Source organism: Herbinix hemicellulosilytica (assembly GCF_002904165.1).
Classification (GTDB): Bacteria; Bacillota; Clostridia; order Lachnospirales; family Lachnospiraceae; genus Mobilitalea; species Mobilitalea hemicellulosilytica.
The window spans coordinates 150,308-165,619 of sequence record NZ_CVTD020000008.1; the positions used below are offsets into that span (position 1 = coordinate 150,308).

Consider the following 15,312-nt stretch of genomic DNA (forward strand, 5'->3'; position numbering starts at 1 on the left):
AATTGCCTTTCCGGGTATTTTTCAATTATGAGTTTTTCATAACAATTTGCTCCATAGTATCAGCAACATCTTCACATTTATCGCAGCATTTCTCAAGTCTATGCAGTATTTCAGTCCAAGTCATAAGTTCAATTGCATCTTTTGAAGAAGAGTAAAGGCCACGCATCATTTCCATGTAAAGACCGTCTCCTTCTTCTTCCAGATGGTTGATTTCTACAATTTTTCCATGAAGAGTTTTAGAATTTTTAAAGTTCTGAAATTCAACAAGTGCATCATGTAAAGACTTGCAAAGGGTAGAGATAAGCTCAGTGAATTTTAATATACCGGAACGGATTTCTTTAATGTTAAACATATTGATAAATAATAATACATCTTCAACGCAATCAGTTACATCGTCTATTCCTTGAGCCAGGGTGATAATGTCCTCCCGTTCAATCGGCGGAAGAAATTCCTTAACCAAATGATTCATAAGTTCATGCTTTGCTATATCTGCGCTGTGCTCGATCTCATGCATTTCTTTAACTTTATTTGGAAGTTCGGATGCCTTGAACTCGGCTAACGTTTTATGCAGAATTTCTGCCGAAGACAATGAGTATTTTGATAAGTTCACAAAAGCTTCAAAATAATTGAATCCTTTTTTACTTTTCTTCATCTTGCAGTTCCTTCCTTTTTTGATTTGTATTTTGTAATTAAAATATTAGTTTTTAAATATAATGTTACTTATATTATAGATAGATTTGATTTTATTTAATATTTAATTTGCTTGTTATTTTTTTTCGGATTTAATTCAGGCATTAATAAGTATAGACAAATCTGATGCTATTTAAAAATATTCATAAACAAGTATGCCATAAGGTATCCTAACAGGCCGCAACCGGGAAATGTAAGAATCCATGCTGCAACCATTTCTTTTACAATACTCCAGTTGACACTGGATAACCTTTTGGATGCTCCGACTCCCATAATGGCAGTGGTCTTGGTGTGGGTGGTACTGACCGGAATTCCTGCCAGTGATGCAGCAAGCAGGCTTATTGCCCCTGCGGTATCTGCGGAAAATCCTTGATAAGTATCCATTTTAACCATACCCATACCTACGGTTTTAATTATTTTGTAACCGCCGATGGATGTTCCCAGGGCCATTACTAATGAACATAATATCATAAGCCATATGGGAATTTCGAATTGGTTCACGTTGCCATTACCGTTGGATAAAACTATTCCCAACATAAAAATACCCATAAATTTCTGACCGTCTTGCGCTCCATGCATAAATGCCATGGCTGCCCCTCCGGCAATCTGAGCACCTTTGAATACCTTGGTTGTTTTACGCCTGTCCATGTTTTTGCAGATTTGGCCGATAACTTTTGTAACTACATAGCCTAATACAAAACCTAAAATAGTTGACATAAACAGACCGTAAATAACGTTCATCCATTCTTTCCCGTTTATTCCTTTACCGCCCTGCAGAGCTATTGCTGCTCCCGTAACTCCCGCAATCAGGGCATGGGATTCACTGGTAGGTATACCGAAAGCCCAGGCTGCGGTAGCCCAAACAACTATGGCAACTAAAGCGGCACATAGTGCTATTAAGGCATCTTGGCTTTCGCCGAAGTAAACCATATTTGATATGGTTTCTGCGACGGACTTATTAACCATAGTCATTATGAGAACACCTAAGAAGTTAAAAACAGATGCCATAATTATGGCATTTTTTGGGGTTATTGATCTGGTGGATACACAGGTTGCAATTGCATTGGGTGCGTCGGTCCACCCGTTAACCAATATTACCCCGAGTATCAAGGCCGAAGTAATGAATAAAGCGGGATTTGTCAGCTGCCGTAGGAATTCAGCTAAAGAAATAGTCATAATTGTGCCTCCTAAAGCATATGATTATTATTTACCCAATAACATTAAAATAGTAACATTAAAACTGAAAGTAAGCAATATAAAAAGTAATATTGTATAATAATTAACTAATTTTAAATCAATTTTCATAATTTAAAGTAATTTTATGATTGATTTTTGTAATAAAATACATTATTATATACTGTACTACTTTAAAGTGAAATATAACGAAAGTTAAGAAATAAAAAATGTATAAATATAAATTCAAAGGTGGTAATTGTTATGAGAAGTGACGCAGTCAAGAAAGGGATTCAGCAGGCCCCTCACAGATCTTTATTTAATGCTCTGGGGTTTACGAAGGAAGAGTTACATAGACCGCTTATCGGTATCGTCAGTTCCTATAATGAAATTGTTCCCGGACATATGAATCTTGATAAAATCGTCGATGCGGTCAAAATCGGAGTGGCAATGGCCGGAGGAACTCCTGTTGTATTTCCTGCTATTGCGGTTTGTGACGGAATAGCCATGGGACATCAGGGAATGAAGTATTCGCTTGTAACAAGAGAATTGATTGCGGACTCTACGGAAGCCATGGCTATGGCTCATCAGTTTGACGCTTTGGTTATGGTTCCGAATTGCGATAAAAATGTACCGGGGCTTTTAATGGCAGCGGCAAGGATTAATATTCCTACTATATTTGTAAGCGGAGGCCCCATGCTTGCAGGAAGAATAAAAGGTGAAAAAAAGAGCCTGTCCAGTATGTTTGAAGCTGTAGGCGCATATACCGCAGGCAAGATGACAGCCGAAGAAGTGGAAGAATATGAAAATAAAGTTTGTGCAACCTGCGGTTCATGTTCCGGTATGTATACGGCTAATTCAATGAACTGCCTTACAGAAGTAATAGGTATGGGACTTAAAGGCAACGGAACTATCCCTGCCGTATATTCTGAAAGAATCCGCCTGGCAAAACAGGCAGGAATGAAGATCATGGAACTGCTTGAAAAGAATATTAGGCCAAGAGACATTATGACCAGGGAAGCCTTTATTAATGCCCTGACTGTGGATATGGCTCTAGGCTGCTCCACCAATACTATGCTGCATTTACCTGCCATTGCCCATGAAGCGGGAGTGGATTTAAATATAGATATAGCCAATGAAATCAGTGAAAGAACGCCTAACCTTTGCCATCTGGCTCCTGCCGGCCCTACATATATGGAAGACCTGTATGAGGCTGGCGGTGTGTATGCTGTCATGAACGAACTTAATAAGAAGGGACTTATTAACACAGACCTGATAACCGTTACCGGAAAAACCGTAGGAGAAAACATAAAAGATTGTGTGGTTTTAGATTATGAAGTGATAAGACCTATTGACAATCCTTACAGCAAGACCGGTGGAATAGCGGTTCTTAAAGGTAATCTTGCTCCGGACGGCGGTGTGGTTAAAAGGTCTGCCGTGGCACCGGAGATGTTAAAACATGAAGGGCCTGCAAGGGTATTTGACTGCGAAGAGGATGCCGTGGCTGCTATTCTTGGCGGAAAAATTAATCCGGGTGATGTGGTAGTCATTAGATATGAAGGACCTAAAGGCGGTCCGGGTATGAGAGAGATGTTAGGGCCTACAAGCGCAATAATGGGAATGGGACTGGGCTCAAGCGTAGCTCTTATAACCGACGGACGTTTCTCCGGAGCATCCAGAGGAGCCTGTGTCGGCCATGTGTCGCCTGAAGCTGCGGTAGGCGGAAATATAGCTCTTATTGAAGAAGGAGATATAATAAATATTGATATAGATAATTATTCTATCAATGTTTTGGTGTCCGAAGAAGAACTGGCAAGAAGAAGAGCCAATTGGAAACCCCGTAAACCTAAGATTACCACAGGATATCTTGCTCGGTATACACAGATGGTTACATCAGGCAACCGCGGAGCTATCCTCGAGGTACAAATGAAGGATTGATGGAGGTGTTGTTATATGGAATTATCAGGTGCGCAAATCGTTATAGAGTGTTTGAAGGAACAGGGAGTAGATACGGTATTCGGTTATCCCGGAGGGGCCATCTTAAACATATACGACGAACTGTATAAACATAAAAACGAAATAAGACATATTCTTACTTCCCATGAGCAGGGAGCATCCCATGCGGCAGACGGTTATGCAAGGGCCACCGGTAAAGTTGGCGTGTGTATGGCTACTTCCGGTCCCGGTTCCACCAATCTGGTTACCGGTATTGCAACCGCTTACATGGATAGTGTTCCTATGGTTGCCATTACTGCGAATGTTGCGGTAGATTATCTTGGAAGAGATTCTTTCCAGGAAGTTGATATAGCGGGTGTAACAATGCCCATAACCAAGCATAATTTTATAGTCAAGGATATAAATAAACTGGCAGATACCTTAAGAAGAGCCTTCCATATAGCCAAATCCGGAAGGCCGGGACCGGTACTGGTAGACATTACTAAGGATGTAACCGCTCCTACCAATAAAATTGAATATACAAGGGTTGACATCCCTCCGATTCAACGAAGTTCGGACCAAATAACTGATGAAGATCTGAAAGAAGCCGTTAAAATGATCGCCAAGTCCGAAAAACCCTTTATATTGGTAGGAGGCGGTGCAGTCATATCCGATGCATACGACGAATTAAAGGAATTTGTAGAAAAGGTTGATGCACCGGTTGCCGATACTTTGATGGGCAAAGGAGCCTTTGACGGAACCGATCCCAGATATACGGGTATGGTAGGTATGCACGGTACAAAGCCTTCAAACTTAGGCATTACCCAGTGCGACCTTCTTATTGCTATAGGCGTAAGATTTTCCGACAGAGTAACCGGCAATGCCAAGCAGTTTGCCCGTAAGGCTAAGATTCTTCATATAGATATAGATCCTGCCGAAATTAACAAAAACGTTATATCACATCATTCGATAGTAGGGGACGTAAAAGAAGTTTTAAAGAGACTAAACAGCATGCTGGATAAACAGGATCATAAAGAGTGGCTTAATCATATTACCGATATGAAGGCCATGTTCCCTATGACTTACAGGAAAGATATTCTAACAGGACCTTATATAATAGAAAAGATATATGAATTAACCGAAGGCAAAGCAATTATAACTACCGAAGTAGGGCAAAATCAGATGTGGGCAGCCCAGTATTATAAATATACTTCGCCCAGAACCTTTATTACTTCAGGCGGTTTAGGGACCATGGGATATGGACTCGGAGCCAGCATCGGGGCCAAGGTAGGAAGACCTGACGCAAAAGTAATCAATATAGCCGGTGACGGATGCTTCAGAATGAATATGAACGAATTGGCAACAGCCACCAGATATAATATTCCTATCGTAGAAGTGGTTCTGAATAATAAGGTACTGGGAATGGTTCGCCAGTGGCAGACCTTGTTCTACGGCAGAAGATATTCATATACGGATCTTAACGACAAGGTTGATTTTGTCAAACTGGCACAAGCTATGGGAGCAAAGGCATACCGGATTACCAGACAGGATGAAGCGGAAAGTATACTAAAAGAAGCTTTGTCTCAGAATGAGCCTGTACTGGTAGATTGCATTATAGACTGTGACGAAAAAGTATGGCCTATGGTTGCTCCGGGAGCTCCGATAGAAGAAGTATTTACTGAAGAAGATTTAAAATCAAACTAAATATCGGAAAAGAATTGACAAAAAAATAACATAGTTCTATAATATATTCAATACTTTATTTAACTAAAGTTATATCATATTACATCGAAACAGTTAATAAGGGAGGATATGATAGTGGGAAGAATTTATAATTTTTCAGCTGGACCTGCCGTGCTTCCCGAAGAAGTATTAAAGGAAGCGGCAGAAGAAATGCTTGATTACAAGGGCACCGGAATGTCTGTTATGGAGATGAGCCACAGATCAAAGGCTTTTGAGGAAATCATTCAAGAAGCAGAAAAGGACTTAAGGGAACTTATGAATATCCCGGACAATTATAAGGTGCTGTTTGTTCAGGGAGGAGCTTCCCAGCAGTTTGCTGCGGTTCCTATGAACCTGATGAAGAACAAAGTGGCAGATTATATTGTTACCGGACAATGGGCTAAAAAAGCATATCTGGAAGCATGTTTATACGGAAAAGCCAATATAATTGCTTCTTCAGCAGATAAAACTTTTTCTTATATTCCGGATTGCTCGGATCTTCCTGTATCCGAGGATGCAGACTATGTCTACATATGCGAAAACAACACTATTTACGGAACCAAATTTAAAACTCTTCCGAACACCAAGGGTAAACCCCTTGTAGCAGACGTATCCTCCTGCATATTGTCAGAACCGGTTGATGTTACAAAATACGGGGTTATGTTTGCCGGAGCACAAAAAAACATCGGACCTGCAGGTGTAGTTATCGTTATTATAAGAGAAGACCTGATAACGGAAGATACTTTGCCCGGAACACCTACAATGCTCAAATATAAGATTCATGCAGACAATAATTCGTTATATAATACTCCTCCAGCATATGGTATTTACATATGCGGCAAGGTATTTAAATGGGTAAAGAAAATGGGCGGACTTGAAGTCATGAAGAAAAGAAACGAAGAAAAAGCAAAGATTCTTTATGATTTCCTGGATGAAAGCAAGCTGTTTAAGGGAACAGTGGCAAAAGAAGACCGTTCCCTAATGAACGTTCCTTTCATAACCGGAAGTGACGAACTGGATGCAAAATTCATAAAGGAAGCCAAAGCCGCAGGGTTTGAGAACCTTAAAGGTCACAGAACCGTAGGTGGTATGAGAGCAAGTATTTATAATGCTATGCCGATCGACGGAGTTAAGGCTCTTGTTGAGTTTATGAAGAAATTTGAGGATGAGAATTTATCCCGGTTATAAATAAATTGTGGATAAAAGCCGGAAAATTTATGGCTGCGGTTGACAGGCCCGGATAAAATTAATCTGTATATGAAAGGAGAGTTATCCATATGAAATACAGTTGTCTTAACCCGATTGCACCGGTGGGACTAAATATATTTACGGATAAATACCAAAAGACGGATAATGTAGACGAAGCGGACATAATACTGGTCAGAAGCGCATCCATGCATGATATGCAGTTTTCCGACAACCTGAAAGCAATTGCCAGAGCCGGAGCCGGCGTTAACAATATTCCTGTGGATATATGTGCGGAAAAAGGTATAGTTGTTTTTAATACTCCCGGAGCCAATGCCAACGGGGTTAAAGAACTGGTAATTGCAGGTTTGCTGCTTGCTTCCCGTGATATTATCGGTGGTGTAAATTGGGTTCAGACTATAAAGGATCAACCGGGAGTGGCAAAGTTAGTTGAAAAAGGCAAGAGCAAATTTGCCGGTAAAGAAATTCAGGGCAAAAAATTGGGAGTAATAGGTTTAGGTGCCATCGGCGTTCTGGTAGCAAACGCTGCTGTGCATCTGGGAATGACCGTATATGGTTATGATCCGTTTATTTCTGTTGAAAGAGCTTGGAGTTTGTCAAGACATGTTATTCCGGTAAACAGCAGGGATGAAATTTATAGAGAGTGTGACTACATAACACTGCATGCTCCGCTGATAGACAATGGTGATCCGAGCAGCAGTACTAAAGGGATGATAAATAAAGAGGCCTTCGATAAAATGAAGGACGGAGTTATTATCCTGAATTTTGCGAGAGACCTTCTGGTTAACGATGATGATATGGCCGAAGCCTTAAAATCCGGAAAAGTTGCCAGATATGTAACGGATTTCCCTAACGATAAAACGGCCAATATGGAAGGGGTTATCGCAATACCGCATCTTGGTGCCTCTACCGAGGAATCGGAAGATAACTGTGCGATGATGGCTGTAAAACAGCTTAGGGAATATATTGAGAAAGGAAATATAATAAATTCGGTAAATTATCCAAACTGTGATGCAGGCGAATGTGCAGCTTTGGGGCGCATAACTATACTTCACAGAAATATTCCTAAGATGCTTACTCAATTTACCGGTGTATTTTCCGCTTTAAATGTAAATATAGCAAATCTGGTAAATAAGAGTAAAGGCGACTATGCGTACACTGTAATTGACGTAGATTCAACTATTAACGGAGACGTTATTTCTAAACTTAACTCAATAGAGGGCGTAATTAAGGTTAGAGTGGTTAAATAAACAGTATAATAATATTTGGTAATTTGTATATGGTATTTTAAATAATATTATGGGGGAAGCGGCTTTTAGCATATGATTAGATCATAGCCAAAAGTGCGCTTCTTCTTTATATAAATAATGTTTAATCAGAAAATCCCGACATAAAAAATTGAATTATATTTATAATTTTGAGTAATTATTAAATATTAGTTATATAACTTGAAAAAGCATTTCATTTAAATTATTATAGTAGTACTTTATATAGATTTTTTCAGAGAAAAGTCTGTTGAATTTTGATAAATAATAGATAATAAGGAGAATGGAAAAATATGGCCATAGTGAGACCCTTTCGATGCATAAGGCCTGCTAAAGAGTTTGCCGGAAGAATTGCTGCACTCCCATATGACGTATACAGCAGGTCTGAAGCAAAACAGGAAGTAGAGCGGGAACCTTTGTCTTTTTTAAGGATTGATCGTGCGGAGACAAATTTTGATGATGATGTGGATACATACGATGAAAGAGTATACAAAAAAGCAAAAGAACTGTTGGAAAATATGATTAAAGACGGCTATTTTATAACCGATAATGATGAGTGTTATTATGTGTACGAACTGGTGATGGACGGACGGGCTCAGACAGGACTGGTTGCCTGTGCCTCTATAGACGATTATCTTAATAATGTTATAAAAAAGCACGAAAATACAAGAGAAGATAAAGAGATTGACAGAATAAAACATGTAGATATCTGCAATGCCCAGACAGGACCCATATTTTTAGCCTATAGATCACAACAGACAATTAATGAGATTATAGATAAAGTCAAAAAAGAGGAACCTCTTTATTATTTTACATCAACAGACGGAATCGGCCATCATGTCTGGAGAATAGCAGATGGAGAGAAAATTAATGTTATTCAAAAATGTTTTGACGGTATTCGGGAAATTTACATAGCGGACGGCCACCACAGGGCCGCTTCTGCCGTCAAGGTGGGTTTAAAAAGAAGGGGAGATAATCCGGGATATACGGGAAATGAGGAGTTTAACTTCTTCTTATCCGTTTTATTTCCCCATGATCAATTAATGATTTTGCCGTATAATAGGACGGTAGCTGATCTGAACGGATATACGGAAGAAGAATTCCTAAAGAAAGTTGAAGTCAATTTTGTAGTAACCAAATTGGGAAAAGAGCCTTATACCCCGAAAGAAAAAGGGGAAATTGGAATGCTGCTTAACGGATACTGGTATAGCCTGAAAGCCAAAGATATTATAAGATGCAGCAATGACCCTGTAAAATCTCTGGATGTTTCTATTCTTCAGGATTATTTGCTTGAACCTGTTTTAGGAATTAAAGATCCGAGAAGAGATAAAAGAATTGATTTTATAGGTGGAATCCGAGGATTAAAAGAATTGGAAAGACGGACATCCAAAGATATGAAAGTAGCATTTTCCATGTATCCTACATCAATTGAGGAGCTGTTTGCCGTGTCGGATGCAGGTAAGCTAATGCCCCCGAAATCAACTTGGTTTGAACCAAAACTTAGAAGCGGACTTTTCATACATGCGTTATCTTAGGAATATTGATATAATTGGTGATTTATTTCACATTTAATGCTATAATATCGGATGTATTGATAAATCATATCAATATATCATTTATTATAAAACTTATACATAGGAGGTCAAATATGAGTAAGAGTTTAAGAGGCACAAAGACATTGGAAAATCTTATGAAATCATTTGCAGGTGAGGCACAGGCAAGGTTAAGATACACCTACTATGCTTCCGTAGCAGGCAAAGAAGGATATAAACAGATTCAAAATATTTTTATGGAAACAGCAGAGAATGAAAAAGAACATGCTAAAGTATTCCTGAAACTGGCTCAAAAATACCTTGACGGAGAAAATCCTGCTCCGGTTGAGATAAATGCTACTTATCCGTTTGCATATGGAGACACAGTTGCTAACTTAAAGGCTGCCGCAGCAGGTGAACACGAGGAAAGCGAAGTTGATTATCCCGCTTTTGCAAAGGTAGCAAAAGAAGAAGGATTTGACGATATTGCAGAACGTTTCCTTTTGATTGCAAAAGTAGAGAAACATCATGAGGAAAGATATAAGAAGCTTTTAGAGAATATCGAAACCGGCAGAGTTTTCAAGAAAGACGGCAAGGTTTACTGGAAGTGCCTCAACTGCGGATATGTGCATGAGGGAGATGCCGCTCCGGAAGTATGCCCTGCATGTGCTCATCCCCAAGCATATTTCCAACTGCTGGATGACTGCTTCTAAATTATCTAATAATATAAGTAATATGGTGATTGACATCAGTTCATATTTCAAATACTTTATAATAACCCGGCTGGTATCTCCAACCGGGTATTTATTAAAATCGACGTCAAAAAATAAAACGGCGAAAATAGACCGACAGTAAAAATCGACATGCAATATTTTTCTTTGATATCAAAATAAAGTGTGTTAAAATATACACGAATAAGCAGATTAGGCGAAGGAAAACAGTACGTTTTAAGTGACATGATAATGTCACTATAAAACGCAGGGTTTTCCTTCGATAAGTGCAACGTGAGCGACAATGCGAAGCATTGGAGCTACTAACTCGCCGAAAGCAGATTAGTGCATAATGATAAGCATTTTATATGGTATATTAATGCTACAGCAAAAATAATAAAGTCAGTGTAAATGCTATTATATTTTTAAATTATTATATACAAGGGAGATTACTATGAGCAGTTTTTTTAATTTGGAAAATCCGGTTTTTCAACTGCTGGCAAAAGTGTGTGATATGCTTTTTGTAAGTATTGTTTATATTACTCTTTGTTTACCTATTGTTACCATAGGTCCGGCCAGCACAGCCCTGTATTATGCGGTTGTAAAAGTTATCCGCAGAGAAAGGGGATATATTTTCAAAGAGTTCTTCCGGTCATTCAAGCTTAATTTCAAAAGAGGTGCCATAATAGGAATATTACTTACACTTGCATATATTGTTTTAGGATTTGATTTACTTTATGCATGGGGACTTACAGAGCCGGACAGCAGTAAAGGGTCTCTTCTTATGGGTATATTTTTAGGAATCGCGTTTTTGGTTGTCAGCTTTTCCATATATGTTTTTCCTATTCTTTCCCGGTTTGATATGACAGTAAAGCAGTTATTCAAAGCGGCTGTTTATATGTCGATGAGGCATGTACATTTTACAATTTTAATGATAGTCGTAAATGTTGCCGCAGTGGTTATCGTTATTTTCTTTTTTCCCTTTATCTTTATTGCCCCGGCAACTGTTGCTTTGGTTAATTCGTTTATGATGGAAAGAATATTTAAGAAATATATGCCAAAATCTGAAGGACCGGGGGAAGAAACCGGTAAAGATGAGTGGTATTTGGAATAAGGGGGAGAAAAACATATGTCGGAAAAATTAACTGATATATTCGGTATAGATGTGTTCAGCGATGCGGTAATGATTGAAAGACTTCCAAAAAAAATATACAGTGCTTTAAAAAAGACTATTGAAAACGGGGAGGACCTGGACCCTAATGTGGCGGAAGTGGTTGCCAACGCCATGAAGGACTGGGCAATCGAGAGGGGAGCAACCCACTATACCCATTGGTTTCAGCCCATGACCGGAATAACCGCTGAAAAGCATGATTCATTTATAAGTCCAACTTCTGACGGAAAAATTATAATGGAATTTTCGGGAAAGGAACTGATAAAAGGAGAGCCGGACGCATCATCCTTTCCTTCCGGAGGATTACGGGCAACCTTTGAAGCCAGAGGTTACACCGCCTGGGATTGTACTTCACCGGCATTCTTAAGGGAGGATGCTTTGGGTGTGACATTATGCATACCTACAGCATTTTGTTCGTATACCGGAGAAGCCCTGGATATGAAAACACCGCTTCTTAGGTCCATGGAGGCTTTAAATAAACAGGTTTTAAGAATATTAAAACTTTTCGGCCATACCGATATAAAACATGTTTACCCGACGGTAGGGCCGGAGCAGGAATATTTTCTTATCGACAAATCCAAATATTTAAAGCGGGACGATCTTATATTTACGGGAAGAACTTTATTCGGAGCCATGCCTCCTAAAGGTCAGGAATTGGGGGACCATTATTTCGGAAACATTAAAGAACGGGTAGCTTCATTTATGAAAGAATTGAATATTGAACTGTGGAAGATGGGTGTAACGGCAAAGACACAGCATAATGAAACGGCTCCCGCCCAGCATGAACTGGCTCCGATTTTTACAACCGCAAATATAGCGACCGATCATAATCAGCTAATAATGGAATCCATGAAGCGGATTGCCAATCGTCACAATCTGGCATGCCTGCTTCATGAAAAACCTTTTGCCGGGGTAAACGGGTCAGGAAAACACAATAACTGGTCGCTGGTTACAGATACGGGTAGGAATTTACTGGATCCCGGTAAAACTCCTCACGAAAATACTCAATTTTTGCTGTTCTTTACAGCTGTTATAAAGGCTGTGGATATGCATGCTGATTTACTGAGGGTGTCAGCCGCAAATCCGGGTAATGATCACAGGCTTGGTGGACATGAAGCTCCTCCAGCTATAATATCGGTATATATTGGGACTCAGCTGGAAGACGTGCTAAATCAGATTATGAAAAACGGGGAAGCAAAAAGCTGTATGGTCGGCGGAAAAATAAATGTCGGTGTACATACCATTCCTGAGCTTTATAAAGATGCCAGTGACCGGAACCGGACATCTCCTTTTGCATTTACAGGAAATAAATTTGAATTCAGAATGGTTGGTTCTTCTATGTCAGTAGGCATGGCAAACACTGTGATTAACACCATAGTGGCCGATGTTCTTAGTGAAATGGCTGATGAGCTTGAACAAGCTGAAGACTTTAATTTGGCCGTTCATGATCTGATTAAAAGAACTATAACCGAACATATAAGAGTTATATATAACGGGAACGGATATTCACAGGAATGGATTGAGGAGGCTGAAAGAAGAGGCTTACCTAATTTAAGGTCCATGGTGGATGCTATTCCCGCATTGGTTACGGAAAAGGCTGTTAAACTGTTTGAAAAACATAATGTCTTTTCGAAAACAGAACTTATGTCACGTCGGGATGTACTATTTGATTCGTATGCCAAGACACTTAATATAGAAGCCAAAACCATGATATCCATGGCAGGCTCGCAATTCATCCCTGCGGTAGTAAAATATACGAAAATATTGGCGGATTCGATTAATTCCGTAAAAGAAGCAGTACCGGAAGCCGATATATCGGTACAAAAGGAACTGCTAATAAAGACTTCCGGATTATTGTCCGAGGCTCAAAGTGCATTGCAAAAACTTCGTGATCTGATAAAAGAGGCAGAGGGGATAGCTGACGGAGAAAAGAAAGCACGGTTTTTCTATGAGAAAGTTAAACCGGCCATGGAAGCACTTCGTACACCGATTGATACCCTTGAGCTTATAGTTGACAGGGAGTTATGGCCGGTGCCTACATATGGGGAGTTATTGTTTGAGATATAAATATAGTGAAGATACATATGATAAAAGGCCGAGAAAGAAAAGATTTACTTTCTTGGCCTTTTTACTATGGTTTTATGTTTAATTTTATGATTTTATATTTAAATAAATATTTACACCTGTAATAAATAGGCTGAATATAAATTTTATTAAACCATTATTAGCAAATTGTATCTAAAAAAATTTCTTGACATAGAATGTATTATAATATATATTTTGATTATCAAAATATTTGACTACCAAAATAATTATTAATTTATTAGAACATAATGAGTTATTTTTACTTACTTAGGAGTGGATTATGTGAAAGAGAGAATTTTAGAGATTAACAAACTACTGGTTGAGATTTACGAAGATGTAATCCATATTGAGGAATACGCGATAAAAACAGGAGTGTTTAAAGATCTTTCCATAACCGAAATCCATACGCTTGAAGCAGTAGGCCTTTACGGTTCGAAAACCATGTCAGAAGTAGCATCGGAACTAAATATTACGATGGGGACTTTGACTACTGCGATCGACAAGCTGATTAAGAAAGGATATGTAGAAAGAAAAAGAAGTGATGTAGACCGCAGAATAGTAAATGTGAGTCTGACCAAGAAAGGAAAGTTAGCCTATCGTGTTCACGAAAAGTTTCATTTGGATATGGTAAAGGCTATTATGAATGATTTTACTTCACAGGAGGAAGAAGTGCTGCTTTGTGCGCTTAGAAAGTTAAATAACCATTTGAAGGACATATATAATTATTCAGGCGAGAATCAGCAAAGTCAATAGGAGGACTACCATAATGGGCCATGCAGCCATAATAGGGACAGGAAGTTTTGTACCCGACAATATAATGACCAACGACGATTTAAGTAAAATGGTTGAAACCAGTGATGAATGGATCAGGACCAGAACAGGGATTCGTGAACGGAGAATTTCATCCGGATTAAACACTTCTGATCTTGCTTATGAAGCAGGAACACGGGCTATAAAGGATGCTGGTCTGCAACCTGAAGATATAGATCTTATAATATGTGCGACCATAACACCCGACTATTTTATGCCGTCCTGTGCATGTATGGTTCAGCAAAGATTGGGGGCAAAAAATGCGGCTGCTTTTGATCTTGTCGCTGCATGTACAGGAATGATTTACGGGATTGTTACTGCAGAGCAGTTTATTAAAAGCGGTATGTACCGTAATGTTCTTGTAATAGGCACCGAGGTTTTATCCAAAATTCTGGATTGGGAAGACAGATCAACCTGTGTTTTATTCGGGGACGGAGCCGGAGCAGTAGTATTATCTCAGTCCGATAAAGGGGGAATTATTCTTGCATCCAATCTGGAATCTGACGGAAGCAAATATAAGCTTTTGACATGTCCGGCTGTACCGCTTAAAAATCCTTATGTCAGTGTCGGTGGTAAAAATTCTCAGGCAGATTTGTATAATGATACAAGGTCTGTTATAAAGATGGCAGGTCAGGAGGTATTTAAATTTGCTGTCCGGACTATTATCGATAACATAGAAGCGGTATTAAAGAAAACAGGCCTTAATTCGGACGATATTCGGTATATTATACCCCATCAGGCCAATCAGAGAATATTCGAACAGGCTTCAAAATTGAGTGGGATTTCAGTAGACCGCTTCTATATGAATCTGGACCGATACGGAAATACATCGGCGGCAAGTATAGGAATAGCTTTGGATGAGCTTGCTAAAGATACGGGGATAAAATCCGGTGACATAGTGGTACTGGTCGGTTTTGGCGGAGGTATGACAGGCGGATCTGTCATCCTAAAGTGGAATTAGTAATAAACCGGGTATATACCCGGGTTCATAAAAATATATATATCTATTATAT

12 protein-coding genes are annotated in these 15,312 nt (G+C 39.2%); 10 read left to right on the forward strand and 2 right to left on the reverse strand.

All coding sequences use genetic code 11. The annotated features are described in order from the left end of the window. Nucleotides 1–25 precede the first annotated feature (25 nt). Both HHT355_RS01715 and HHT355_RS01720 read right to left on the reverse strand, forming a co-directional pair. Entirely contained in the window at nt 26–652 is a 627-nt protein-coding gene (locus HHT355_RS01715) for a DUF47 domain-containing protein (RefSeq protein WP_103201729.1), read from the reverse strand. 167 nt (nt 653–819) lie between these two features. Next, entirely contained in the window at nt 820–1,866 is a 1,047-nt protein-coding gene (locus HHT355_RS01720; protein WP_103201730.1) for an inorganic phosphate transporter, read from the reverse strand. 261 nt (nt 1,867–2,127) lie between these two features. On the opposite strand from HHT355_RS01720, the gene ilvD reads away from it, so the two are divergent. From ilvD to HHT355_RS01770, 10 genes are all read left to right on the forward strand, one after another. Further along, nucleotides 2,128–3,801, forward strand: coding sequence for a dihydroxy-acid dehydratase (ilvD, locus tag HHT355_RS01725; protein WP_103201731.1), 1,674 nt, complete (start codon nt 2,128–2,130; stop codon nt 3,799–3,801). Nucleotides 3,802–3,816: 15 nt separating this feature from the next. Beyond that, nucleotides 3,817–5,502, forward strand: a complete 1,686-nt coding sequence (gene ilvB, locus HHT355_RS01730; protein WP_103201732.1) for a biosynthetic-type acetolactate synthase large subunit — start codon at nt 3,817–3,819, stop codon at nt 5,500–5,502. Nucleotides 5,503–5,616: 114 nt separating this feature from the next. Next, entirely contained in the window at nt 5,617–6,708 is a 1,092-nt protein-coding gene (serC, locus tag HHT355_RS01735; RefSeq protein WP_103201733.1) for a 3-phosphoserine/phosphohydroxythreonine transaminase, read from the forward strand. 89 nt (nt 6,709–6,797) lie between these two features. Continuing rightward, nucleotides 6,798–7,976 (forward strand): phosphoglycerate dehydrogenase, encoded by a 1,179-nt coding sequence (locus tag HHT355_RS01740; protein WP_103201734.1) that lies wholly within the window; start codon nt 6,798–6,800, stop codon nt 7,974–7,976. Between the two features lie 308 nt (nt 7,977–8,284). Next, nucleotides 8,285–9,526 (forward strand): DUF1015 domain-containing protein, encoded by a 1,242-nt coding sequence (locus HHT355_RS01745; RefSeq protein ID WP_103201735.1) that lies wholly within the window; start codon nt 8,285–8,287, stop codon nt 9,524–9,526. Nucleotides 9,527–9,639: 113 nt separating this feature from the next. Further along, nucleotides 9,640–10,236, forward strand: coding sequence for a rubrerythrin (gene rbr, locus HHT355_RS01750; protein WP_103201736.1), 597 nt, complete (start codon nt 9,640–9,642; stop codon nt 10,234–10,236). A gap of 451 nt (nt 10,237–10,687) precedes the next feature. Beyond that, on the forward strand, nt 10,688–11,347 hold the full coding sequence (locus HHT355_RS01755) for a YesL family protein (protein ID WP_103201737.1): 660 nt from the start codon (nt 10,688–10,690) through the stop codon (nt 11,345–11,347). 15 nt (nt 11,348–11,362) lie between these two features. Beyond that, on the forward strand, nt 11,363–13,471 hold the full coding sequence (locus HHT355_RS01760; RefSeq protein WP_103201738.1) for a glutamine synthetase III family protein: 2,109 nt from the start codon (nt 11,363–11,365) through the stop codon (nt 13,469–13,471). Nucleotides 13,472–13,771: 300 nt separating this feature from the next. Then, nucleotides 13,772–14,242 (forward strand): MarR family winged helix-turn-helix transcriptional regulator, encoded by a 471-nt coding sequence (locus HHT355_RS01765; protein WP_199179138.1) that lies wholly within the window; start codon nt 13,772–13,774, stop codon nt 14,240–14,242. 13 nt (nt 14,243–14,255) lie between these two features. After that, a complete protein-coding gene (locus HHT355_RS01770; RefSeq protein ID WP_103201740.1) occupies nt 14,256–15,260 on the forward strand; it encodes a beta-ketoacyl-ACP synthase III in 1,005 nt (334 codons plus the stop codon). Nucleotides 15,261–15,312: the final 52 nt, after the last annotated feature.